Source organism: Trueperaceae bacterium, from assembly GCA_019454765.1.
Classification (GTDB): Bacteria; Deinococcota; Deinococci; order Deinococcales; family Trueperaceae; genus JAAYYF01.
This window is the reverse complement of record JACFNR010000036.1, coordinates 1-22,437: the sequence shown is the minus strand read 5'-3', so window position 1 is coordinate 22,437 and position 22,437 is coordinate 1. Positions and strand designations below refer to the sequence as shown.

21 protein-coding genes are annotated in these 22,437 nt (G+C 72.5%); 11 read left to right on the top strand and 10 right to left on the bottom strand.

Annotated features, from left to right (window positions below; genetic code table 11):
* Positions 1 to 20: 20 nt before the first annotated feature.
* The gene (locus tag H3C53_10030; GenBank protein ID MBW7917003.1) at positions 21 to 803 is read right to left on the bottom strand and encodes a rod shape-determining protein MreC; all 783 of its coding nucleotides are present in this window, start codon (positions 801 to 803) and stop codon (positions 21 to 23) included.
* Positions 796 to 1,494 (bottom strand): septum formation protein Maf, encoded by a 699-nt coding sequence (maf, locus tag H3C53_10025; GenBank protein MBW7917002.1) that lies wholly within the window; start codon positions 1,492 to 1,494, stop codon positions 796 to 798. The genes H3C53_10030 and maf overlap by 8 nt, the downstream gene beginning before the upstream one ends.
* On the opposite strand from maf, the gene rpiA reads away from it, so the two are divergent.
* The 3 genes from rpiA to rnhA are packed head-to-tail and all read left to right on the top strand — an operon-like array spanning position 1,493 to position 3,139.
* Positions 1,493 to 2,188: a ribose-5-phosphate isomerase RpiA gene (gene rpiA, locus H3C53_10020; protein MBW7917001.1), complete on the top strand. Its 696-nt coding sequence runs from the start codon at positions 1,493 to 1,495 to the stop codon at positions 2,186 to 2,188. The two genes, maf and rpiA, sit on opposite strands and share 2 nt — an antisense overlap.
* Positions 2,185 to 2,637 carry a 4'-phosphopantetheinyl transferase superfamily protein gene (locus H3C53_10015; protein MBW7917000.1) on the top strand — a complete coding sequence of 151 codons (453 nt, stop codon included), beginning with the start codon at positions 2,185 to 2,187 and terminating at the stop codon, positions 2,635 to 2,637. The genes rpiA and H3C53_10015 overlap by 4 nt, the downstream gene beginning before the upstream one ends.
* A complete protein-coding gene (rnhA, locus tag H3C53_10010) occupies positions 2,621 to 3,139 on the top strand; it encodes a ribonuclease HI (GenBank protein ID MBW7916999.1) in 519 nt (172 codons plus the stop codon). Before H3C53_10015 ends, rnhA begins: the two co-directional genes overlap by 17 nt.
* Position 3,140: 1 nt before the next feature.
* On the opposite strand, the gene H3C53_10005 is transcribed toward rnhA, so the two are convergent.
* Positions 3,141 to 4,181, bottom strand: coding sequence for a M20/M25/M40 family metallo-hydrolase (locus H3C53_10005; GenBank protein MBW7916998.1), 1,041 nt, complete (start codon positions 4,179 to 4,181; stop codon positions 3,141 to 3,143).
* A 110-nt stretch (positions 4,182 to 4,291) separates the two neighbouring features.
* Complete coding sequence (locus H3C53_10000; protein MBW7916997.1) at positions 4,292 to 4,957, bottom strand: response regulator transcription factor; 666 nt, start codon at positions 4,955 to 4,957, stop codon at positions 4,292 to 4,294.
* A gap of 227 nt (positions 4,958 to 5,184) precedes the next feature.
* Here H3C53_10000 and H3C53_09995 point away from each other — a divergent pair, with 227 nt between their 5' ends.
* Positions 5,185 to 5,775, top strand: a complete 591-nt coding sequence (locus H3C53_09995) for a hypothetical protein (GenBank protein MBW7916996.1) — start codon at positions 5,185 to 5,187, stop codon at positions 5,773 to 5,775.
* Positions 5,776 to 5,787: 12 nt separating this feature from the next.
* On the opposite strand, the gene H3C53_09990 is transcribed toward H3C53_09995, so the two are convergent.
* Positions 5,788 to 6,102: a hypothetical protein gene (locus H3C53_09990; protein ID MBW7916995.1), complete on the bottom strand. Its 315-nt coding sequence runs from the start codon at positions 6,100 to 6,102 to the stop codon at positions 5,788 to 5,790.
* A gap of 109 nt (positions 6,103 to 6,211) precedes the next feature.
* Here H3C53_09990 and H3C53_09985 point away from each other — a divergent pair, with 109 nt between their 5' ends.
* Positions 6,212 to 8,419, top strand: a complete 2,208-nt coding sequence (locus H3C53_09985) for a cation:proton antiporter (GenBank protein ID MBW7916994.1) — start codon at positions 6,212 to 6,214, stop codon at positions 8,417 to 8,419.
* A 12-nt stretch (positions 8,420 to 8,431) separates the two neighbouring features.
* Here H3C53_09985 and H3C53_09980 read toward each other — a convergent pair whose 3' ends face one another.
* The 3 genes from H3C53_09980 to H3C53_09970 form a co-directional block, all read right to left on the bottom strand.
* Positions 8,432 to 9,142 (bottom strand): Crp/Fnr family transcriptional regulator, encoded by a 711-nt coding sequence (locus H3C53_09980; GenBank protein MBW7916993.1) that lies wholly within the window; start codon positions 9,140 to 9,142, stop codon positions 8,432 to 8,434.
* Positions 9,143 to 9,318: 176 nt separating this feature from the next.
* Complete coding sequence (locus H3C53_09975; GenBank protein ID MBW7916992.1) at positions 9,319 to 10,575, bottom strand: thioredoxin domain-containing protein; 1,257 nt, start codon at positions 10,573 to 10,575, stop codon at positions 9,319 to 9,321.
* Between the two features lie 131 nt (positions 10,576 to 10,706).
* On the bottom strand, positions 10,707 to 12,212 hold the full coding sequence (locus H3C53_09970) for a carboxypeptidase M32 (GenBank protein ID MBW7916991.1): 1,506 nt from the start codon (positions 12,210 to 12,212) through the stop codon (positions 10,707 to 10,709).
* A 59-nt stretch (positions 12,213 to 12,271) separates the two neighbouring features.
* Here H3C53_09970 and H3C53_09965 point away from each other — a divergent pair, with 59 nt between their 5' ends.
* From H3C53_09965 to H3C53_09955, 3 genes are read left to right on the top strand one after another with little or no spacing between them, the layout of a single operon-like run.
* On the top strand, positions 12,272 to 13,999 hold the full coding sequence (locus H3C53_09965) for a dynamin family protein (GenBank protein MBW7916990.1): 1,728 nt from the start codon (positions 12,272 to 12,274) through the stop codon (positions 13,997 to 13,999).
* A gap of 36 nt (positions 14,000 to 14,035) precedes the next feature.
* Positions 14,036 to 14,908 carry a prephenate dehydratase gene (gene pheA, locus H3C53_09960; protein ID MBW7916989.1) on the top strand — a complete coding sequence of 291 codons (873 nt, stop codon included), beginning with the start codon at positions 14,036 to 14,038 and terminating at the stop codon, positions 14,906 to 14,908.
* The gene (locus H3C53_09955) at positions 14,908 to 15,156 is read left to right on the top strand and encodes an RNA-binding S4 domain-containing protein (protein MBW7916988.1); all 249 of its coding nucleotides are present in this window, start codon (positions 14,908 to 14,910) and stop codon (positions 15,154 to 15,156) included. The genes pheA and H3C53_09955 overlap by 1 nt, the downstream gene beginning before the upstream one ends.
* Positions 15,157 to 15,169: 13 nt before the next feature.
* Here H3C53_09955 and H3C53_09950 read toward each other — a convergent pair whose 3' ends face one another.
* Positions 15,170 to 15,859 (bottom strand): hypothetical protein, encoded by a 690-nt coding sequence (locus H3C53_09950; GenBank protein MBW7916987.1) that lies wholly within the window; start codon positions 15,857 to 15,859, stop codon positions 15,170 to 15,172.
* Between the two features lie 145 nt (positions 15,860 to 16,004).
* Here H3C53_09950 and carB point away from each other — a divergent pair, with 145 nt between their 5' ends.
* The 3 genes from carB (at position 16,005) to H3C53_09935 (ending at position 20,321) form a co-directional block, all read left to right on the top strand.
* Positions 16,005 to 19,094: a carbamoyl-phosphate synthase large subunit gene (carB, locus tag H3C53_09945; GenBank protein MBW7916986.1), complete on the top strand. Its 3,090-nt coding sequence runs from the start codon at positions 16,005 to 16,007 to the stop codon at positions 19,092 to 19,094.
* Positions 19,095 to 19,219: 125 nt separating this feature from the next.
* On the top strand, positions 19,220 to 19,744 hold the full coding sequence (locus H3C53_09940) for a MarR family transcriptional regulator (GenBank protein ID MBW7916985.1): 525 nt from the start codon (positions 19,220 to 19,222) through the stop codon (positions 19,742 to 19,744).
* Position 19,745: 1 nt separating this feature from the next.
* Entirely contained in the window at positions 19,746 to 20,321 is a 576-nt protein-coding gene (locus tag H3C53_09935) for a cytochrome b/b6 domain-containing protein (protein MBW7916984.1), read from the top strand.
* A gap of 60 nt (positions 20,322 to 20,381) precedes the next feature.
* Here H3C53_09935 and H3C53_09930 read toward each other — a convergent pair whose 3' ends face one another.
* The gene (locus tag H3C53_09930; protein MBW7916983.1) at positions 20,382 to 22,046 is read right to left on the bottom strand and encodes a hypothetical protein; all 1,665 of its coding nucleotides are present in this window, start codon (positions 22,044 to 22,046) and stop codon (positions 20,382 to 20,384) included.
* Positions 22,047 to 22,437: the final 391 nt, after the last annotated feature.

The following is a 22,437-nucleotide window of genomic DNA, read 5'->3' as shown; positions in this document are numbered from 1 at the left end:
GCCGAGCGTGGCGCGACGGCTCACTGGGGCGTCAGCAACGTCACCTGCTGCAAGGTGGCGAGTTCCACGCTCGGCCGGACGATGAAGGTGCGCCTCAGGTCGTTCGGGTCGGGCGGGAGGACCTCGACCACCTCGCCCACGCTGACGCCCGCCGGGAAGAGGCCGCCGTAGCTCGAGGTCTCGACGACGTCGCCGACGGCCACGGGCTGGTCGAGCATGAAGCGCGACACCCGGACCAGGCCCCCCACCTCGCCTATCGCGACCCCCTGCCCGCCCTTGCCGCGCACCGTCACGCCCACCCGCGACTGCGGGTCCACGACGGTGCGGACCACGGCGCTGGCGCGCGCGACGTCGGTGACTATCCCCACCAGCCCTGCCGGCACGGTGACGGGCATGTTGCGACCGACGCCCGCGTCGGCGCCGAGACCGATCCGTAGGCGCGCGAGCGCCGCGCCGCCGTCGCTGCCGACCACCGGCGCCACCGCCAGCACGCCGGGCGACTGCACCTGCGCCACGGTCACCACCTCGCGGTAGCGTCCGAGCTCCAGCTCGAGGCGGCGCACCGTCTCGCGCTCCGCCGCCAGCGCCACCTGGGCCTCGGCCAGTTCGGATCGTAGGTCGCGGCGGTCGACGGCGCTCTCGAGCGCCAGCCGCACGTTGGTGCCGGCCCTATGCAGGAGCTCGTGCGGCAGGGCGACGGCGGCCGTGACGTCCGCCGGCACCGTGCCGACGAAGGCGGTGAAGAGCACGGTGAAGAGCCCGAGCCCGACGAAGAGGTACCAGGCGCGCAACAGCCTAGACAAGCTCGATCCCCAACCGGCGCGCCGCCAGGACGACGTTGACGAGGCTCAGCCCCATCACGTTCGGGTAGCAGCCGCGCACGCCGGCGACCAGGCTCGCGCCGAGCCCCTGGATGCCGTAGCCGCCCGCCTTGTCGCGCCCCTCCCCGCTGGCGCAGTAGCGCGCCACCTCGGGCTCCGTCAGCGGCCTGAACTCGACGGCGGTGCGCACGACGACGCACTCGAGCTTCCCCCCGAACGCCAGGGCGTGCCCCGTGAACACCTCGTGCTCGCGCCCGGCCAGGCGCCGGATGAAGGCGCGGTTCTCGGCCTCGTCGCCCGGCTTGTTGATGACCTCGCCGTCGATCGTGACGGTGGTGTCGGCCGCGATGACGAGCGTGCGCGCCGCGTCCGGGCCCGTCAGGCGGGAGGCGACGAGGTCGGCCTTGGTGCGCGCCAACCTGGCCACCAGCTCGGCGGGCGCCTCGCCGGCGGTCGGCTCCTCGTCGACGTCCGGGACCATCACCTCGAACGTGAGCCCGAGGGCGCCGAGCAGCTGCGCGCGCCGCGGCGACGCGCTGGCCAGCACGATCTTCACGTGGGCGGGTCGGCTCGCTGCGGGTGCGGTGTCGGCGGCTGGCACGTGGCCCAGGATACCGGCTGGGCGCGCGCCCTGCGCCGGTCGGCCGGTCCGCTGACGGTATGCTCGGCCCATGACGAACCGACCCGCCGGCCTGGAGGCCATGAAGCGCGCCGCGGCCCTGCGCGCCCTCGACCTGGTCGAGGACGGCATGGTGCTGGGGCTCGGCACCGGCAGCACCGCCCGGTGGCTGGTCGAGGAGCTTGGCGCGCGCCTGCGCGCCGGTGCGTTGACCGGCGTGAGCGGCGTGGCCACCTCGCGAGCCACGGAGTCGCGCGCCCGGGCCCTCGGCATCCCCGTGCGCGAGCTGCCGGAGGGGGGTCTCGACCTCGCCATCGACGGCATGGACGAGCTGACGCCCGACCTGCAGGTCGTCAAGGGCCTCGGCGGGGCGCTCACGCGCGAGAAGATCGTGGCGGCCGCGGCGCGCCGGTTCGTGCTGATCGGCGACGACAGCAAGCGCGTGACGCGCTTGGGCGAGAAGGCCCCCCTGCCCGTGGAGGTCGTCGCCTTCGGGGCGCGGCGCACGGCGCACCTCCTGGCCGAGCTCGGTTGCGAGCCGCGCCTGCGCCTGGCCGGCGGCGAGGCGTACGCGACCGACAACGGCAACGTCATCTACGACCTCCACTTCGCCGCGCCTTTCGACCCTCACGCCGTGGCGCGGCAACTCGACGCCACCCCCGGCGTCGTCGAGCACGGGCTCTTCCTCGACATGGCCGAGCGCGCCTTCCTGGCGGGCGAGCACGGCGTCGCCGAGGTCGGCGCTTGATAGTGGCGGTGGGGCTCGACCTCGTCGAGCTGTGGCGCATCAGGCGGTCGCTGGAGCGCTTCCCGGATCGGTTCGTGGCCCGCGTGTTCCACCCGGACGAGCTGGCGGCGCTCGACGGCAGGACCGACCTCGTCCCCGGTCTGGCTGCGCGGTTCGCGGCCAAGGAGGCGTTCCAGAAGTGCTGGGCCGAGCCCTTCGGGTGGCGCGACGTCTGGGTCGTGAAGGAGGGCGCTCGCCCCACGCTGCGCATGGCGCCGCGCCTGGAGCGCGCCTGCCGGGAGCAGGGGCTGGTGGCGCACCTCTCCCTCACGCACGGCCGCGACCACGCCGCGGCCGTGGTCGTGCTGGAGCGCGTCGGCGCCGCGGGCGGCGGCACGCCGCTACGAGACGCCGGAGGGCGGGGGCGGGAGACCCGGGTTACACTCACCGACCATGCCACGTTCGACTAAGCGCCCCCAGCAGTCGCCGCTGTTCGCCGCGGCGGAGGACCGCCACGCCGGCGCCGCCACGCTTCCCAGCGCCACCGCCTTCACGGACGGTTCGTGCGACACCGCCAGCGGTCACGGCGGCTGGGCGTACCTGCTCGACACCCCCGCCGGCCGCCTGAGCGACGCCGGTTACGAGCCAGGCACCACCAACAACCGCATGGAGCTAACGGCGGCCGTGCGCGCCCTGGAGGCGCTGACCGAACCCACCGCGCTCACCATCGTCACGGACAGCGAGTACCTCAAGAAGGCGTTCACCGACGGGTGGCTCGAGAAATGGCAGCGGAACGGCTGGCTCACGGCGGCGCGCCAGAGCGTCAAGAACCGCGACCTGTGGGAGGAGCTGCTCGAGCTGGAGAGGCGTCACGTCGTCCGGTGGTCGTGGACGAAGGGTCACGCCGGTCACGCCGAGAACGAGGCGGTGGACGCCATGGCGTTGGCAGCGCGGCGGGGTCGGGGACGCTAGGTCAGGCCAGGCGCGCGAGGAGGGCGGCGAGGGCGGCGAGGCCCACCTCGAGCGACGCGGGCTCGAGCCACTCCTCGAGCCGGTGCGCACCCCCGCCGCGGTAGCCGCCGAAAGCCAGCGCCGGGACGCCCGCGGCCACCGCAGCGTTGGCGTCGGTGCTGCCGGCCGACGTCTGCGCCGCCACCCCGACGCTGCCGTAGGCGGCCCTGGCCGCCGCGACGAGGGCCTCGTCGGCCGTCCTGCCGGCCGGCCGGTCGCCCACCCTGTCCAGCCGCACCCTCACGCCCGCCGCGGCGGCGGCCGACCTGATGGCGGCGGTGGCGGCCGCGTCGAGGGCCTCCAGCGCCGCGCCGCCAACGCTCCTGAGGTCCAGGTTGAAGCCTGCCGTCTCGGCGATGGCGTTGACGCTGGTGCCCCCCCACACCTGCCCCACGTTCAGGCTGGAGCGGGGAGCGCGCGGGACGTCCAGGCCGGTCAAGGCGGCGATGGCAGCGCCGGCCGCGTGGACCGCGCTGCTCGCGCCGTAGTCGCCCCACGAGTGGCCGCCCTCCGCCGCGAAGCGGGCCTCGTAGCGCCGCGAACCGACGGCGACGTCCGTGATGGTGCCCAGCAGGCCGTCGAACGCCACGAAGGCCCTGGCGCCCGCCCCCGCCTCCGCCACCAGGTGGCGCGCGCCACGCAGGTCGCCGAGGCCCTCCTCGCCCACGGTCGCGGCGACCAGGAGCGGCGGGCGGGCGGCGCGGTCGGGGCGGTCGCGCGTCTGCAGGTAGCGGGTGAGGATGGCGAGCGACGCCGCGTTGTCGCCGATCCCAGGACCGCGCCAGGCGCCTTCGCCACGCGTGACGGTCACGTCGATGTCGGGCCCGAACACGCTGTCGAGGTGAGCAGCCACGATGACGCGACCCGGCTGAGGGCCGTCCACCGCCGCTAGCGCGGGCGCGGGCGCGTGCGCCGCCGCCGGCGCGGTCGGCTCGACCGCCGCCACGACGTTGCCGACGGCGTCGAGGCGAGGTTGCAGTCCGGCCTCTGTCCAGAGGCGCATGATCACCGCGGCGCGCGCGCCCTCGGCGCCGGTCGGCGCCGGGGTCTGAGCGAGTCGTAGCAGGAGCTCCTCGAGCGCCGCGGCGTCGGCGGCGGACGCGCGGCGCGCGCTCACTGGTCGCTGTCTTGCAGCGACGCGATGCCCTCCCGCAACGCGTACAGGGCGGCCTGGGTGCGGTTGTTGAGGCGCAACTTCGAGAAGATCTCGGACAGGCGGTTGCGCACGGTCTTCTCGCTCACGCTCAGCGAGGTGGCGATCTCCTGGTTCGTGGCGCCCTGCGCGAGCAGCCTCAGGATGGCCTCCTCGCGCTCCGTGAGTTCGCTCAGGCGGTGCTCCGGGTGGCTCGGCATCTCCCCGAGCTTGCGGAACTCGTCGAGGATGGAGGCCGCCATCTCCGCGTTCAACAGCGTCTCGCCCGCGGCAACGCGCCTGATGGCGTCCACCAGCTCGGCCGCGCCGGCGTCCTTCAGGAGGTATCCGCGGGCGCCCACCTTGACCGCCTCGAACACGTAGCGGTCCTGACGGTACATCGTGAGGATGATCACCCTGGCGTCGGGCCTCTCGGCGAGGATGGCCTTGGTGGCGGCCACCCCGTCGAGCTCCGGCATCTGGATGTCCATCAGGATGACGTCCGGGCGGGTGTCGAGGGCGTAACGGATGGCCTCGCGCCCCGTGGAGGCCTCGCCGATCACCCTGAAGTCTTCCTCCGTCTCGAGGATGCTCCGGAGGCCTTGCCGGAACATGGCGTGGTCATCGCAGAGGAGCAGGCGCGTCATGGGCCCAATGGTAGCGCAAGCGTGAAGGCAGCGGGCGACCGGCGCCATGCTAAGGTGCTTGGGCAGCTGCCGGGCTCGCGGCGTGACCGTGCTCGCATCCGAACCGCCGCACAAGGCATGGAGGCGGCCACGGGCACCGGCGGGAGCCCGGCAGCTGCTGCGAGGAGCCCACGACGGCTCCCACCCGGCGGGACCCCCGCACGGGCACCCGCACCAGAGGAGCGAAGATGTCTCACCCCAAGGGGCTGCTCATCGAGCGAGCCCAGAAGCTCGGCCTAGCGAGGCCCGAGTTCGACACGGCGCAGACCGGTCCCGAGCACGAACCCTCCTTCCTGACCGACGTCACCATCGACGGCGAGCTGCTCGGCACCGGCCAGGGCAGCTCGAAGCGCGAGGCGGAGCGGTTCGCCGCGCAGGAGGCGCTCGCGGCCCTCGACAGGCGCGACGCCCAGGGTGGCGCGAAGGGCGGCCGCGGCAAGCAGCCGGCTCAGAAGCGCGCCGGTGGCCGCGCGCAAGCGCAGGGCGCGGGAGAAGCGGCCTCCGCTCGAGCGGAGGCGGCCGAGGAGGCCGCGACCGAGTCCGTGACGGAACGCGCCGCCGAAGACGGTGGGCAGTTCGCGGGGCCGTGGCCCATGTTCGACGACCTGCTCGCCGGCGTGGTGACGGTGGCCGAGCGCCGCGTGAACGCCGACCTGCGCGGCGACGCGGCCCTGGCCCAGATCCGCGACTTCTCCCTGCGGCTCTACAAGGAGCTGCTGGCCGACCTCGGCGAGGTCGTCGAAGAGGACGAGGACGAGGAGGAAGAGGACGAGGACTGAACCGCGCCCGTGTCAGCGCCCGGCGGCTTTCGCGTCCTTGGCGTAACGCTCGATGCGGTGCAGCTCCTGCGTCGCCTTCTCGCGCACCAGCATGTCGCGCAGCGAGCCGCTCATGGTCACGTCGCCCAGCCCCTGGATCTCGATGATGTCCACCATCTTGGCGCCGAACGCCCGTAGCGGCGTGGCCATGGTGAGCTCCTGGGCCACGGTGGCCGTGACGGGCCCCAGCTCGAGGAGGTCGGGGTCCAGGCCGCCGGCGGCCGGGTTGACGGTGACGACGACGTCACCGTGGTCGGTCGTCACGAGGTAGCGCCTCAGCGGGTCCACGGGAGCGACCCTAGCACGGCGCCGTCGCGGCCCCTCGCGCGCCGGTCGGGTATCGTCCTAACGGGCCCCGGCTCCGGGCCGGACCCCCTCGCCCAGACGTCGCGCCGCGTTGCGCCCCCGCAGGACCCGCCACCACGGTCCTGGCGATCCCAAGGAGACGACCACGGCACCGTTCACCGCAGCCCCACACGGCGACATCCTGCACCTGCTCGTCCAGGTCGCCCTCCTCCTGTTCGCGGCCCGCGCCATGGGCGAGCTGGCCCGGCGCGTCAACCAGCCCGCCGTGGTGGGCGAGCTGCTGGCCGGCATCCTCCTGGGCCCCTCGCTACTCTCCAGCGTCCTGCCCGGCTTCGGCCGCTGGATGCTGCCTCAGTCCGAGCTGCAGGGCTACCTCCTCGAGGTCGTGAGCCTGCTCGGCGCCATCTTCCTGCTCCTCATGACGGGGCTCGAGACCGACCTGCAGCTGATCAGGCGCCACGCGCGCACCGCCGTGGGCGTGTCGTTCGGCGGCATCCTCGTCACGTTCTCGAGCGGCTTCGTGCTCGGCCAACTGTTGCCGGAATCGCTGCTGGGCGGGCAGCACGCCCGGTTGGTCTTCGCCCTGTTCGTGGCGACCTCGATGGCCATCTCCGCCATACCCGTCATCGCCAAGGTGCTGATCGACCTGAAGCTGATGCGCCGCGACATCGGCCAGACGATCCTGGCGGCCGGCATGAGCGACGACACGACGGGCTGGATCCTCCTGTCGATCGTCGCCGGTCTGGCGAGCGGCGAGGCCGTCACGGCCGGCAGCGTCCTCACGACGGTCGGGAGCGTCCTCGCGTTCATGGTGGTGTCGTTCACGCTCGGGCGCATGCTCGTGCGGCACGCCCTGAACCTGGTGCAAGACCGCGTCGGCAGCCCGTACCGCCTCCTGACGCTCGTGATGGTCCTCACCTTCACTTGGGCGGCCATCACGCAGGCGCTCAACCTCGAGGCCGTCCTCGGCGCGTTCGTGATGGGCGTGCTCTTCGGCCAGATGCGGCGTCTGCCAGACGAGGTCCACGACCGCATCGAGGGGATGTCGGTCGGCGTCTTCTCCCCCCTCTTCTTCGGCGTCGCCGGGTTGAAGGTGAACCTCCAGAGCCTGTTCGAACCGCGGTTACTGTTGATAGCGCTCGGCGTCATCGCGGTCGCCTCGCTCGGCAAGGTGCTCGGCACGTACCTGGGCGCCCGCCTCATCGGGCGGCGCGACCACTGGACCGCGCTGGCCTACGGCGCGGGCCTCAACGCGCGCGGGGCCATGGAGATCATCATGGCCACCATCGGCCTGCAGCTGGGCATCCTCGGCCAGGACATGTACTCGATCATCGTGGTGATGGCCATGACCACGTCGCTGATGGCCCCATCGGCGCTGCGCTTCGTGCTCAAGCGGGTGAAGCCGGACGAGCAGGAAGCGCAACGCCTACGCAACGAGGAGCTGGCGGAGGACAGCCTCATCGCGCACGTGCACCGCGTCCTCTTCCCCGTCCGCGGCGCGCGCCCGGGGCGCGACAGGCCCGCCGAACGCGCCATCGAGTCGTACGTGCTCCGCAAGCTGGGGGAGGACCTGTCGGTCACCCTGCTGAACGTGGCCAGGCCGAACGAGAAGGCCGCCGGCCAGGCGCACCTGACGGCGCTTGCCGGCAGCTTCGACAACGGCGAGGTTACGCGCCGCGTGGTCGAGTCCGAGACCCCGGTCGACGTGATCCTCGACGAGGCCCAGAAGGACTACGACCTGATCGTCCTGGGCGCGTCGGAGCAGTCGGGCACGAACGAGGTGGTGTTCAACCGGGTGGTCGACCAGGTCGTGCGCATGGCGCCGTGCCCCACCATGGTCGTGAAGGGCGCGGCCACGCCGGAGTCCTGGCCCCCCAAGCGCATCCTGGTGCCGTCCGAGGGCACGGCGGCGTCGCGCAACGCCGCCGAGCTGGCGTTCGCGTTGGCCAGGGACGGGGCGAGCCGGGTGTCGCTACTCAACGTCGTGATCAGGGAGCAGGGGCCCTACCGGCTGGACGCCAGCGGCGCGGCGCAGCAGCGCCAGCTGGCCGCCGCCTACCAGATCGTGAACAGCCTGCGGGAGCTGGGGGAGGCGCGCGGCGTCAACCCCGACACGGAGGTGCGCGTGGCGGCCGACACGAGCACCGCCATCCTCGCCGTCGCCGAGCAGCTGGGCCACGATCTCATCATCCTGGGTACCGACGTGCGTCCAGGTTCGGAGCGGCTCTACCTCGGTCCGCGCGTGGAGCAGATCCTGGCCGCCTCCAAGGTGCCGGTGATCGTCATGAACGGGTCGTGACGATGCCGCCCCTCAGGCGCTCGCCTCGTCGAGGAACGCCTGCAGGCGCTCCTGGTTGACCGTGATGGGCGCGCGTCGGCGCCGCACCGCGCCGTACTCGAGCAGGCGCGCCAGGCAGTGGCTGACCGTCTCGCGCGTGGCGCCGATCATCTTGGCCAGGTCCTGCTGGGTCAGGGTCAGGTCGATGACTGTGCCGCGGTCGCCCGGCACGCCGAAGTCGTTGGCAAGCCGCAGTAGCAGGTTCGCGAGGCGGCCGGGCGCGTCGAAGGCGCCGACCTCGGCCTGCCACTGCTGCGCCTGCCACAGGCGCGTGCTCATGACCTGTATGAACTTCATGGCGATGCGCGGCTGTTGCTGCAGCAGGCGCTGGAACTCCATCTCGGGCATGACGATGAGGGTCGTGTCCGTCACGGCCTCCGCCTGGTTGGGGCGCCTCTCGCTCTCGAGCAGCAGGAGCTCCCCGAAGATGTCGTACTTGCCGAGCAGCCCCAGGATCATCTCCTTGCCGTTCGGGAAGTACATCGAGATCTTCACCATGCCGTCGCGCACGAAGTAGAGGGCGTCGGCGGGGTCCTCCATGTGGTAGATGATCTCGCCGGCCGCGAACTTCTTGTACGGCGTGATGCGCGCCATCTGCTCGATCTCGTCCGGCGTCAGGTCCTCGAACAGCTCGGTGTTCTTGAGGTGCCACACCAGACTCGGGTACTGGCTCGCTTCGGTCATCTAGCTCCCCTCCCGCGCACTGCGCCGCGGTGACGGCCCCGCTCGAGCCGCCCCGCCGTCGTCGTCCATCCTGACTGAGCATCACTATCGCACACGGAGCCCAGCGGCCTCACGGGCCGCTCGGCCTGGCGCCGCCGCGAGCGCTGCACGTGCCGCGCCCCGGCGCGCGCCGAGGGTCAGGGGGCGCCCTGTGGGGGAGCGGTCTGGGTCGGTGCGTCCGGCGCGTCAGCGTCCTGGGACGGCGCGTCCGGCTCACTCGGCGCCGACGCGTCAGCGCCCTGGGCCGGCGCGCCCTTGGCGGGCGCACCTGACGTCGACGCGTCCTGAGCGGGCGCCGCCGCCTCGGCCGCGCCCGAGGCCGCCGGCGCGCCCGCGCCCAGCCGGATGGCGTCCCCGAGCCGCATGAGCCTGAGGTACTCGTCGAGGTCGCGGTAATCGGCCACCTTGAGGCCGTCGACGAACAGCGTGGGGGTGCCCGTGAGCCGCAGCTCCACCGCCGCCACGCGGTAGGACTCCTCGACGAGCGGCCCGAACTCGCCGCTCCTCACGCAAGCAGCCAACCCGGAGCCGTCCAGCTCGAGCTCGGCGGCCACCGCGGCGAAGGAGGGAAGCGGGTCGGGCAGGTCGGCCCAGCTCGGTTGCGCCGCGAAGAGAGCGGCCTGGTAGTCCCAGAAGGCCCGCTCACCGGCGTCTCGTCCGCCGGTCGCAGCGGCGGCAGCCGCCACGCACTCGCTGGCCTCCGCCGCGGCGATGGCGTTGGGGTGGATGCTCTTGAGCGGGAAGTGGTGCAGCTCGAAGCGCACGTCGCCCCGCGGCAGCAGCTCGTCCAGCACGATGGGCATGCCCTGCGACTCGAACTGCGCGCAGAACGGGCACTGCAGGTCCGTGAAGAGCCTGATCACGTGCGCCGCGTCGGCCGGACCGAGGGCGTGCGCTGGCGGCCCGAAGCGTTCGTCCGCCACGAACTGCGGCGCGAACCGCACCTCCACCACGCCCGGCGCTCCGGGAGCGTCAGCCGCTGCCGGCGTGACCACCACGAACATGAGGTACTCCATCACCTCGATGGCCACCTCTCCCCGCCCCTCGAGCTCGGCGGCACGGGTCCGGAAGAAGTCGGCGACTGGCGCGGCGATGCCGGCGCCGTAGCCGCTGGCGGCGCCCACGAGGGCGCCGAGGAAACGCACGTTGGCGTCCGTCAGCGCGCCGGACCCGCCGACCTCGGTGGCCACACCATCCACCGCCGTAACGTGGAAGCGGAAGCCGCTGCCGGTCAGGTACTCGGCGCCGTCGGCGCGGGGGGCGTAGTCCGCGAGCCCCGCTAGGATGGTGGTGGGCGCCGCGCCGATCTGCGCCAACGCCGGCGTCGCCAGCAGCGCCAGCGCGGCGGCGAGCGCCGTCTTGGTGGCGAGCTTGCGCCATTCAGCCATGAGCATCCGTCGTCCCTTCCTCACCGGCCCCCGGACCGGTCGCCGGCCCATGCGCCCCACGACCCCCGCGAGGCGCACCCGCGCGTCGGCCCCAGGATAAGTCAGCGATCCCACCTGCCCCGCGCCATGGCCACCCTTCACAGGGAGTAGAGCTCGCCGTACTTCTCGCGAAGGTACGTCATGTACGGTCCGGCGCTCAGACCCGAACCCGTCGCCTGGGCGAGGAGCTCCTCCGGCCGGTAGCGGCAGCCGTGCCTGTGCACGTTGACCCGCAGCCACGCGAGTAGCGGCGCGAAGTCGCCGGCGCTGAGCGCCTCGTCCAGGTGCGGTTCGGCGCGGCGCGCTGCGGCGGCGAGCTGCGCGCTCATCAGGTTGCCGAGGGCGTAGGTGGGGAAGTAGCCGATCAGGCCTGCCGCCCAGTGGATGTCCTGCAAGCAGCCGTCGGCGTCGGAGGCGGGCGCCAGGCCGAGGTACTCGCCGTACAGCTCGTTCCAGGCGCCCGGCAGGTCGGCGACGGCGAGGTCGCCCTGCAAGAGCGCCAGTTCGAGCTCGAACCGCACGAGCACGTGGAGGTTGTAGCTGACCTCGTCGGCCTCGACGCGGATCAGGCTCCCCTCGACGCGGTTGATGGCGCGGTAGAAGTCGGCGAGCGCGACCTCCCCGAGCTGGGCCGGGAAGGCGGCCTGCAGCGTTGGGTAGGCGCCCTGCCAGTACGGCAGCGAGCGGCCGACCAGGTTCTCCCACAGGCGCGACTGCGACTCGTGCACGCCCAGGCTGGCCCCGCTGGCGAGGGGCGTGCGGTGGTAGGCGGGGTCGATCCCCTGCTCGTACATGGCGTGACCGGCCTCGTGCATGGCGCCGAACAGCGCCGTGTTGAGGAAGTGCTCGTCGTAGCGGGTGGTGATGCGGACGTCGTCGCCGCCGATGGTCGTGGCGAACGGGTGCAGGGTGACGTCGAGGCGCCCGCGGTCGAGGTCGTAACCGAAGGCCGCCACCGTGCGCAGGCACAGGTCGCGTTGCGCGGCCACGGGGTAGCCGCGTTCGAGCATGCCGGCCGGGTGTTGCACGCCGCTCGCCCGGATGGCCTCCAGCAGGCCGACCTGCTCGACCCGCAGCGGCTCGAACAGCTCGGCGAGCCCTGCCGCGGTGGCGCCGGGTTCGTACTCGTCGAGGAGCGCGTCGTAGCGGGAGCCGCCACCCACCGCGTCCGCCTCCTCGCGCTTGAGCGCGAACATCTCCGCGAGTTCCGGGGCGAACAGCTCGAAGCGGTCCTCCGCGCGCGCCCTGCTCCACGCGACCCGCGCGCTGCTGGACCGCCGCGCCAGCTCTTCCACGAGGCGCGCCGGCACGGAGCGGGCGCGGTCGGCATGCCGTCGCGCCTCCCTCACCATGGCGCGCTCGGGGGAGTCGGCCGGCAGGCCCGCCGACTCGAGCGCCGCCAACAGGTCGCTCACGCGCTCGCTGGTGAGTCGGGCGTGCTGGATGGAGTGCAACGTCGCCAGTTGCTGGCCGCGACCCGCGGCGGCACCGGACGGCATGTAGGTGTCCTGGTCCCAGGAGAGGAGGTCCGCGGCCGCGCCGAGGTCGTTGAGGATGCCCATCTCGAGCTTGAACTCGGCGAGTAGTCTGTCCGTGTCCGGCATGGCAGACTCTAACAGGCGGGTGTCTTAGAACCGCGTGGGCGCCGTGGTATCTTCCGTTGGTGCTTGAGCTGCCCGACGGCCTACGAGACCTCGTCACGCGCGAGCGCGGGGCCGTCACCGACCTGTTGGTGCTGCTCGCCAAGCTCGAGGCGGAACCGGAGAGCGTGGCCGACGTTCGCACCGCCGTCGACGACCTCGACGGCATCTTCCTCCTGGTCGTGGCGGGCGAGTTCAACGCGGGCAAGTCGAGCCTCATCAACGCGCTCCTCGGGGAGCGCGTGATGCCGGAGGGCGTCACGCCGACGACCGACCGCGTGACCGTCATCACCCACGGCAGCGAGGTGGCAGAGTCCGACGACGAGGGCGGCGTCGTCAGGCGCACCTACCCCAGCGACCTGCTGGACACCGTGGCGTTCGTCGACACGCCCGGTACCAACGCCATCGTGGCGCGGCACCAGCAACTGACCGAGCGCTTCGTGCCCCGCGCCGACCTCGTGCTCTTCGTCACGAGCGCCGACCGTCCCTTCACCCAGAGCGAGCGGGAGTTCCTGACCCTGATCGCGTCGTGGGGCAAGAAGGTCATCATGGTCGTCAACAAGGTGGACATCCTCGCGACCGACGCCGAGCGCGAGACGGTCATAGCGTTCGTGGCGCAGCACGCGCGCGAGACGCTCGGCGCCACGCCCGAGGTGTTCGGCGTCAGTTCGCGCCGGGCGTTCCTGGCGCGTCAGGCCGGCGACGAGGCGGCCCTGGCCGCCAGTGGCCTCCCCGAGCTGGAGGCGGCCATCCGCCACCGACTCGGCGCCGACCGGCTCAAGCTGAAGCTGCTGACGCCCCTCGGCGTGGCGCGGCGCACGGCCGACCAGCAGTCGACGGTGCTGGAGAACCGCCTCGGGCTCCTGACCGACGACGAGGCCACGCTGGCCGAGATCGACCGGCAGCGCCTGCACTTCGCCGCCGAGCTCGAGCGGGACCTCACCAAGTACGTCGGCTCCCTCAAGGGGGTGCTGGCGGACGTGGAGCGGCGGGGCGAGGAGTTCTTCGACGACACCATCAGGTGGCGGCGCCTCCCCAAGCTGATGAACGGCCAGAAGGTGCGCGAGGAGTTCGAGGCCAAGGTCGTCAAGAGCGCGGAGGCGGAGATCGACGCTGGTCTCGGCGAGCTGGTCGACTGGTTCATCGGGCGCAACATCCACCTGTGGGAGGACGTCATGGCCTACCTCAACGAGAAGCGCGCGGCCGAGCAGGAGCGCGTCATCGGGGAGGTGGGCGGGCGTTTCCAGTACGACCGCCAGGCGCTGCTGCGCGGCCTGCGCGAGCGCGCCGAGGCCGCCATGGGCGAGTACGACGCACCCGCCGAGGCGCGCCAACTTGCCGACAGGCTGCAGGGCGCCGTCATCCAGACGGGGCTGCTCGAGGTCGGCGGGCTGGGCCTCTCCGCGGCGATGCTGGCCATCATGACGGGCGCAGCGCTCGACGTCACCGGCCTGGCGTTGGGCCTGACCGCCATGGGGCTCGGCCTCCTCGTCTTCCCGCGTCAGCGGGCGCGCGCCAAGCGCGAGCTGCGGCGGAAGATGACGGAGCTGCAGGCGGTCCTCGACGAGGGCGTGGGGAAGCAGTTCCGGTTGGAGCTGGACCGCTCGCAGGAGAAGCTCACCGCCGCCATCAGCCCCTACACCCGCTTCGTGGGCACCGAGCTGGAGCGGCTCCGCGAGTTGCGAGCCGAGCTCGAGGCGGTCGAGCGGCGCCTGGAGTCGCTGCGGCGCGAGGTGGAGGCCGCCGCCTGAGGGCGGAGGAGCGCGGGTAGGGGTAGACTCCTCGCCATGACCGCACGACGGCGAGTCCGCATCGCTTACCAAGGTGTCCCAGGCGCTTTCAGCGAGGAGGCCGCGCTCGGCTTCGCTCCCGGCGGGGAGCCGGTCGGCTACCCCACCTTCCAGGAGGCGTTCGCGGCCGCGGCGGAGGGTTCGTGCGACTACGCTTGCCTGCCGGTGGAGAACAGCCTGGCAGGCTCCATCAACCAGACTTACGACCTGCTGACCGACTCCGACATGAACGTGGTGGGCGAGCGGGTGGTCCGCGTGCACCACAACCTCCTCGTCAAGCCGGGCGTCAAGCTGGAGGACGTCAAGCGCGTCTACAGCCACCCGCAGGCGCTGGCGCAGTGCATGGGCTTCATACGGCGGCACGGCCTGGAGGCGGTGACCGACTTCGACACGGCCGGCGCCGCCAAGCTGCTCGCGGAGAACGGCGGCGAGGGCAAGGCGGCCATCGCCAGCGTGCGGGCCGCCGCCGAGTACGGTCTCGACGTGATAGCCGAGAAGATCGAGGACCTGCCCTTCAACTTCACGCGCTTCTTCGTGCTGGCGCACTTCGACGCCAAGACCGGGGGCGGCAGCGCGAGCGGCCACCCCGAGGGCACCCTGTTCAAGAGCAGCCTGGTGCTCGCCACCCGCCACCGCCCGGGGGACCTGGTGGCCTGCCTCGAGGTCTTCCCGCGCCACGACATCAACATGACGAAGCTCGAGTCGCGGCCGCGCCGCGACAAGCCGTGGAGCTACCTCTTCTACGTCGACATCGAGGGTCACATCGACCAGCCGAACGTGGCCGCGGCCATGACCGACCTGATGCGCCGCGCCGCGTTCGTCAAGTTCCTCGGCAGTTACCCCGCCGCCGAACCCACCGAGCTCCGCTGATGGCGGCGCCGGCTGGCGGGGCCGGCGCGGACGCGGACGCGCCGCCGTCGCTCCGCCTCGACGACGCGCTCAAGTTCTTCGGCGTGGCCTCCACCGGCGGGCACGCCAAGCTGCTGATCCAGCGCGGCGACGTGCGCGTGAACGGCGTGGTGGAGACGCGCCGCAAGCACCGCCTGGTGGAGGGCGACCGCGTGAGAGTGGCGGGCGAGGAGTTCGTGATCGGGTTCGAGCCCACAGTGGAGCAGTGAGGGGCCCAGCCCCTCAGTCGAACGCCAACGCCTGGGCGGCGAGGCCGGGCAGCCCGCCGAGCGGCACCTCCTCCCCCGGGTACCAGAGCGTGCGCGAGGTGAACGCCCCCGCCCAGGGCGCGCGGTACGCCTCCGCCCACGACCGCTCCAGGTCGAGCAACCACACCTCCTTCACGCCGGCCCGCGCGTAGCTCACGAGCCGGTGCCTGCCCACGCGGGCGAGCTCGACGGCGAGGATGACCTCCCGCGGCTCGGCCCCCGCGCCACCGAGATGGTGGTAGCCGCCCGCGGCGCGCGCGGGCGCCGCGCCGCGCCGCTCGGCCGGCGCCAGCACCGCCAGCTCGGGTCTCAGCATGTCGCCCTCGCCGAGGCGCACCAGCGGCCGGGCGCGCACCTCGGCGCCGGCGCCAACCGCCGACGCGAGCCGCGCCAGGGCGAGCGTCAGGCGCGAACCGAGGCCCACCACCGCCTCGGCCTCCGAGGCCGCCAGGGTGGGCAACCGGCAGACCACGCCTCCGACGAGCTCGGCCGCGGCAGCGTCCTGCACGCCCCCGCCCCGCAGCAGCGCCAGGAAGCCGGCGGCGGCGAGCGGGTGGTCTTGGGCGGCAGGGCCGCCCGCCCAGGCGCGCCGCCCGCGGCCGGCCCGACCGGCGCGACCGCTGGTGGGAGCGGGAGCGGGGATGAGCGGGCGGCGACGGGCCATGCCGCAAGCGTGCACCGCGCCGCATGTTCTTGCAGCGCCCTACCCGGCTGCCGCCTACGTCCGCCCGGCGCGCCACCCGGCGCCGCCGGCGCGCGAGCGGCCGGGTGTTACACTCCCACTTCGGTGGTTGCGAGGCCCCTCACCCATGCCCAGACGCGAAGATATCCAGAAGATCCTCATCCTCGGCTCCGGGCCCATCGTCATCGGGCAAGCGGCCGAGTTCGACTACTCCGGCACCCAGGCCTGCAAGGCGCTCCGGGCGGCCGGCTACGAGGTGGTGCTGGTCAACTCGAACCCGGCCACCATCATGACCGACCCCGAGGTCGCCGACCGCACCTACATCGAGCCCCTCACGCCCGAGTTCGTCACCGAGGTGATCCGGGTCGAGCGGCCTGACGCCCTGCTCCCCACCCTCGGCGGCCAGACGGCGCTCAACCTCGCCTCCAAGCTGCACGAGCTTGGGGTCCTCGAGGAGTTCGGCGTCGAGCTCATCGGCGCCAACTACGCAGCCATCCAGAAGGGCGAGGACCGGCAGCTGTTCCAGCAGGCCATGAGCAAGATCGGCATCAAGACGCCGGCCGGCAAGATGGTCACCGGCCTGGACGAGGCCCTCGCGTTCGTGAGCACCATCGGCTACCCGGCCATAATCCGTCCCAGCTTCACGTTGGGCGGCACGGGCGGCGGCATCGCCCACGACGAGGCTCAGTTCCGCGCCATCGTCCATCAGGGTCTGCACGACTCCCCCGTCCACAGCGTGCTGATCGAACAGTCGGTGCTGGGTTGGAAGGAGTACGAGCTGGAGGTGATGCGCGACCAGAACGACACGGTCGTCATCATCTGCTCCATCGAGAACTTCGACCCCATGGGCGTGCACACGGGCGACAGCATCACGGTGGCGCCCGCCCAGACGCTCTCCGACAAGGAGTACCAGCGCCTGCGCGACCAGTCGATCGCCATCATCCGCGAGATCGGCGTCGACACGGGCGGCTCCAACATCCAGTTCGCGGTCGACCCGGCCACGGGTGACAGCATCGTCATCGAGATGAACCCGCGCGTGTCGCGCTCCTCGGCCCTGGCCAGCAAGGCGACGGGCTACCCCATCGCCAAGATCGCCGCGCTGCTGGCGGTGGGTTACCACCTGGACGAGCTGCCCAACGACATCACGAAGGAGACCAAGGCGGCGTTCGAGCCGACCATCGACTACGTGGTCACCAAGATCCCGCGCTTCGCCTTCGAGAAGTTCCCCACCGCCTCGACCACCCTCGGCACCCAGATGCGCTCCGTGGGCGAGGTCATGGCGATCGGGCGCACCTTCAAGGAGTCGCTACTGAAGGCGTTGCGCTCGCTCGAGCTCGACGTGCGCAGCGAGACGGCCGGGCTGAGTGTGGCGGAGCTGGAGGCCCGCCTGCACGCCAACCCGCAGCGACTCGGGGCCGTCCTCGAGCTGCTGCGGCGCGGCCGGTCCGTCCAGTCGCTCTTCGAGGACACCCACATCGATCCGTGGTTCCTGGCCCAACTCAAGGAGATCGTGCTCGCCGAGCAGGAGATCGCGGCGGGACCGCCCCCGGCCGAGTGGACGTGGGAGCGGTGGCGCGAGGTCAAGCGCATCGGCTTCTCCGACCGCGAGGTGGCCGCCCTGACGGGCGCGCCGGCCGGCGAGTTGCGGGCCGCCCGGCTCCTGCACGACGGGGCGCCCGTCTACAAGACGGTCGACACCTGCGCCGCCGAGTTCGAGGCGTACACGCCGTACCTCTACTCGACCTACGAGTGGGAGGACGAGGCGCCACCGTCGGCCGAGCGCAAGGTCGTGATCCTGGGCTCCGGCCCCAACCGGATCGGGCAGGGCGTCGAGTTCGACTACGCCACCGTGCACGCCGTGTGGGCCCTGAAGGACGCCGGTTTCGAGACCATCATGGTGAACTCGAACCCCGAGACCGTCTCCACCGACTACGACACGGCGGACCGCCTGTACTTCGAGCCCCTCACCTTCGAGGACGTCGCCAACATCGTCGACCACGAACGGCCGGACGGCGTGATCGTCCAGCTCGGGGGTCAGACGCCACTGAAACTGGCGCGGCGGCTGACGGACGCGGGCGTCCCGATCTGGGGCACCCCGGCCGACGCCATCAACGCGGCCGAGGACCGCGACGCCTTCCACGCCCTGTGCCGGCGCCTGGGCATCCCGCAGCCGCGCGGGGCGGTGGCCGCTCACCCGCAGGAGGCCGCCGCGCTCGCGGAGGGTCTGGGCTACCCGCTCATGGTGCGGCCCAGCTACGTCCTTGGTGGCCGCGCCATGCGCGTGGTGCATGATGCGGCGGAGCTGGAGTCCTACCTCGCCGAGGTGTACGCCGAGTTGCCCGACAACCCCTCGATCCTGCTCGACGAGTTCATCGCGGGCGCGACCGAGGTCGACGTGGACGCGCTCCGCGACGGGCGCCTCACGGTGGTGGCCGGCGTCATGGAGCACGTGGAGCTGGCCGGCATCCACTCGGGCGACAGCGCCTGCGTGACCCCGCCGGTCACGTTGGCACCGGAGGCCCTCGCGCGCATCGAGGAGTACACGCTCAAGCTGGCGGAGGCCATCGGCGTGGTGGGGCTGATCAACGTCCAGTACGTCGTACGCGGCGACGACGTGCTGGTGGTCGAGGCCAACCCGCGCGCCAGCCGCACCATCCCCTACCTCTCCAAGGCCGTCGGGGTGCCGCTTGCCAAGCTGGCCGCGTTGGTCAGCGCGGGCAGGAGCCTCGTAGAGCTCGGCTTCACGGTCACGCCCCGCCCGCGCCACTACAGCGTCAAGGAGGTCGTGCTGCCGTTCCTCAAGTTCGCCGGCGTCGCGCCATTCCTCGGGCCCGAGATGCGCTCGACGGGCGAGAGCATGGGCATCGACGAGGACCCGTACCTGGCCTACTACCGCGCGGCCCTCGGCGCCGGCGCCGACCTCCCGCGTTCTGGCCGCGTGAGGCTCATCGGCGGCGGCCTGGACGAGCTGGGGGCCGAGCTGATCGGCCTGGGCTTCGAGGTCGCCCGGGGCCCGCTGGGGCCGGGCGTCGAGCCCGACTACGGGCTGCTCGTCGACGTCGAGCGCACGTCCGAGCCCAGGCGCGCGCTCGAGAACGGCGTGCCGTACGTCACCACGCTGCAGGCCGCCCGTTGGACGGTGGGGGCGATGGCGGCGGCCGCGGCGGCCCGCGCGGACGGCCGGCCCCTCCCCGTGCGCGCGCTGCAGGACCTCTAAGGACCTCGTCCCCGCCCGTCCGGGCCCCCGGAGTCCGTACCGACCATCAAGGCTGACCCCTCGGCCCCGGGTCGAGCGACCGCGAACGGTGGTATTTACTTGGCTGACCATGTATAATAGTTGGCATGCCAAGTTCTTCAACCTCCTACGCTCCCGGCCGCGGCCCGGCGCCGGCGCGTGAAGCCGCCACGCTCACGCGGCGACGCTCCCTCGGGTACCAGGCCAACCACCTCGCCAGGCTCCTCGCTCACAACATCCGGATCGAGCTCGAGCCGCTGGGCGTCGTCCCCGGTCAGCTCGCCCAGCTACTCGCCCTCTACGAGGAGGACGGGCTCACGCAGACCGAACTCTGCCGGCGCGTCCAGATCGATCAGTCGACGATGACCCACACGCTCAAGCGCATGGAGCGCGACGGTCTCGTGACCCGCAGCCAAGACCCCGCCGACCGCCGCCAGGTGATCGTCAGCCTCGCCGACCGCGCTATAGAGATCGAGGAGGAGGTGGTGCGCGCCACGGGGCGCGTGAACGCCATGGCCTTCGGCGACCTGAGCGACGCCGAGGTCGACCACCTGCTGACCACGTTCACCAAGTTGATAGCCAACCTCGAGGCAGCGCCCAGCGGCGCTGCCTCATCGGGAAGGGAAGCGTGAGATGACCAGACTCGCGGAAGAGTACACCCTCGCACAGCAGCGGCTTCACTGGCTCAGCGCCCTGCTGATCCTCGCCATGTTCCCCATGGGCCTCGTGATGGCGCGCACCGAAGCCGCGGACGTCCGCGCCGCGCTGTACGCCGCCCACCTCATCGACGGGGTCGTCATCGCCGTCCTGTCCGCCATACGCATGGTGCTCGCCAGGCGCAGACCCGTGGCGCCGCCGCCGGGCCTGCCGCGCTGGAACGAGGCACTCAACGGTGCCGTCCACGCCCTGGCGCTGCTCGTTCCGCTCGTCCTCGCCCTCAGCGGAGCCGCGGCCCTGATCGCCAACGGGCTCATGCCCGCGGTGCTCCAGCCCGGCGCCACCATCCCCGCCGTGCTCGAGGACGTCCGCGCCCAGACGGCGCACCGGCTCCTCGCCTACGGCTACCTAGCGCTTCTCGGCGTCCATGTCGTGGGGGTGATGCGCTACCAGTTCACCAAGGGCGACGTCATGCGGCGCATGGGTGTCTGGGGCTTCCCGGGGGTGAGCACCGCCACGGGCCGCAAGACGCGTGGCGGGTCGCAGGCCTGAGCCGGCGGCCGGCCCTCCCGCGGTCTCCGCGCGGCCGGCACCCGGAGTCCGGCCGCGATCTCATGCCCTCAGCGAATCGCCCAGGGGCCCGTGCTCCTCGCCCAACCGCGCGGAGGCGGGCCCCCCTTCGCCGTCGACAGCGTCCGCAGCCGCCTCGGCACCACCGGATTCCGCGGGCTCGTCGTCCAGCCCCGTGAGCCGCTCGTGCTTCCGCGACGGCAGGCGCTCCTTGAGGCTCACCGCGTAGGCGGCGAGGCTGGTCAGGGCGTCCGCCACCCGCACCCGCAGCAGGAACTCACCCTGGTCGACGCGCGCCACCAGGTGGAAGGGCGCCTCTGACAGGCGTTCGAGGATGCGCAGGACGGCGTCGCGGCTCATGCCGGCGTCCGTCGCCAACTCCTCCAGCAGGAACACGCTCGGCGCTCGCATCTGACCGAGGCGCGTGAGGACCTGCGAGGTGGCGCCGCGCTCCGCCACGCGGGCCGCCACGCCCTGCTCGAAGCGGTCGAGGCCGCTCTCGAAGAGCCCATCGCGATCGAAGTGCGACTCGAGGTCGATGGGGCTGACGGGCACCGTGCCGTGAAGCACGCGCAGGCGGTCGAGGGCCTCCCAGCTCCAGAGGGTCGCCCGGGCCAGTTCAGCGGGGCTGGTCAGCCGCAGCAGGTCGCGGTGGTCGCCGAAGACGGCAAGGAAGCGCGCGCTCGACGTGCGGCGCTTGGCCAGCAGCGCGGCCCAGTCCAGGCGCTCGCCGCTGGGGAGCAGCTGCGCGTGGACCTCATACTGGCGGCGGCCCAGGTCGGCAGTCAGGGTCATCTGCCCGCCCCCCAACGGGGTCGCGCGGTACCCGAGGGGTTCCAGGACTCGCCGAAGCCGTTGGGCGAGCTCGAGCGCGGTCAGGTCTGCGTCGTCAAGCGGCTCCTCGACCGCCCGCGCCGGCTCCGGCACCCTCCTCTCGTGGACCTGCCGGCTGCCCGGCGCCTCCCCCCCACGAGGGGCGGGGCGTTCGGCGCTGGCGGCGAAACCCTGCCAGATGGCGGCCGAGCCGCCCTCCTGCCACAGGGGCGGTTGCTCGGCCGCAAGTGGCTCCGACGCCCGGGTCGTCCCCCCGGCGCCCTCGCCCCCGGCCTCCCCCCGGACCTGTTCGCCCGCGCGTGCGGCGGACCCTGCGCCGCCACCGGCGGCGGTCGCTTGCGCCACCGCGGTGCCGCCCACCGCAACCTCGACCAGCTCGGCGGCCGCCACCGGCGCCTCCGTGGTGAGCCGTGCCGGCTTGGGCGACTCGGGCTCCAGCTCGCTCTCCTCCGTTTCCGCCGCGGCGCTCTGCCAGCGGCCGTTGCGTTGCACGAAGCGAGGGTCCGAGGCGAGGTAGGGCTCCAGGTCGAAACCGTCTGGCAGGGTCGGGAAGAGGGCGTGGACCTCGGCGGCCGTCACCGGGACCCCGGCCGCCGCCAGCTCGTCCAGGACCCCGGCCAGGGCCGTGGTCGTGGCCGCCTGGCTGCGCCTCACGCGCGACACGACGTCGAAGCCGAACCTGCCGTCGCCCAGCGGCGTCACGTGAAGCTCGTCGTTCACCTCGGGGTCGTGCGCCGCGTAGAGACCGGAGAGCCCGGCGAGGACCCGCGGGCCGGTGAGCTCGAGCTCGTACTCCGCGCCCGTCTCGTTGTCGACGGCGGTGATGGCGCCCTCCTCGGGGAAGAGATGGAGCATGGCCAGGGGCAGCGTCATGGTTCCGCTTCTGAGACAGACGCGGGTGAGCGGGTATCGGTACGCCTGGGCCATGTGGTATCTCCCTCTGATCCTCTTGCGCCGGTGCGCCGGGTGGGGCGCTGCGCCCACGGGCCGCACAGGGCCCGGGGCGCGGGAGTCGCGGTTGGCGAAGTGTACCAGACGAGGTGAGAAAGCTCACTTCATCCAGCGCGACCCCGCCTCAGCCGAACCTGAGCACCTTCCGCTTCTTGCGCTGCGGCGCGGCGGGCGCGGGCGCTTGCGGGGTCGACGGTTCCTTGGCTTCCTGCCTCTGCCGCGGCTGCTCGGACGGGGGTCGGTCGCCTGCGTTCTGCTTGCCCGCGTCCCGCTCGGCCCGCTGCTTGGGCTCGCCCCGCTTGGATCCCGCCTG

What these genes read in the sequence shown, in the direction of transcription:
- rpiA (MBW7917001.1), top strand. Translation starts at nt 1,493, where the DNA reads ATGACGAACCGACCCGCCGGCCTGGAGGCCATGAAGCGCGCCGCGGCC.
- maf (MBW7917002.1), bottom strand. Translation starts at nt 1,494, where the DNA reads ATGGGCCGAGCATACCGTCAGCGGACCGGCCGACCGGCGCAGGGCGCG.
- rnhA (MBW7916999.1), top strand. Translation starts at nt 2,621, where the DNA reads ATGCCACGTTCGACTAAGCGCCCCCAGCAGTCGCCGCTGTTCGCCGCG.
- H3C53_10005 (MBW7916998.1), bottom strand. Translation starts at nt 4,181, where the DNA reads ATGCGCCTCTGGACAGAGGCCGGACTGCAACCTCGCCTCGACGCCGTC.
- H3C53_10000 (MBW7916997.1), bottom strand. Translation starts at nt 4,957, where the DNA reads ATGACGCGCCTGCTCCTCTGCGATGACCACGCCATGTTCCGGCAAGGC.
- H3C53_09995 (MBW7916996.1), top strand. Translation starts at nt 5,185, where the DNA reads ATGTCTCACCCCAAGGGGCTGCTCATCGAGCGAGCCCAGAAGCTCGGC.
- H3C53_09980 (MBW7916993.1), bottom strand. Translation starts at nt 9,142, where the DNA reads ATGACCGAAGCGAGCCAGTACCCGAGTCTGGTGTGGCACCTCAAGAAC.
- H3C53_09975 (MBW7916992.1), bottom strand. Translation starts at nt 10,575, where the DNA reads ATGCTCATGGCTGAATGGCGCAAGCTCGCCACCAAGACGGCGCTCGCC.
- H3C53_09970 (MBW7916991.1), bottom strand. Translation starts at nt 12,212, where the DNA reads ATGCCGGACACGGACAGACTACTCGCCGAGTTCAAGCTCGAGATGGGC.
- pheA (MBW7916989.1), top strand. Translation starts at nt 14,036, where the DNA reads ATGACCGCACGACGGCGAGTCCGCATCGCTTACCAAGGTGTCCCAGGC.
- H3C53_09955 (MBW7916988.1), top strand. Translation starts at nt 14,908, where the DNA reads ATGGCGGCGCCGGCTGGCGGGGCCGGCGCGGACGCGGACGCGCCGCCG.
- H3C53_09950 (MBW7916987.1), bottom strand. Translation starts at nt 15,859, where the DNA reads ATGGCCCGTCGCCGCCCGCTCATCCCCGCTCCCGCTCCCACCAGCGGT.
- carB (MBW7916986.1), top strand. Translation starts at nt 16,005, where the DNA reads ATGCCCAGACGCGAAGATATCCAGAAGATCCTCATCCTCGGCTCCGGG.
- H3C53_09940 (MBW7916985.1), top strand. Translation starts at nt 19,220, where the DNA reads ATGCCAAGTTCTTCAACCTCCTACGCTCCCGGCCGCGGCCCGGCGCCG.
- H3C53_09935 (MBW7916984.1), top strand. Translation starts at nt 19,746, where the DNA reads ATGACCAGACTCGCGGAAGAGTACACCCTCGCACAGCAGCGGCTTCAC.
- H3C53_09930 (MBW7916983.1), bottom strand. Translation starts at nt 22,046, where the DNA reads ATGACGCTGCCCCTGGCCATGCTCCATCTCTTCCCCGAGGAGGGCGCC.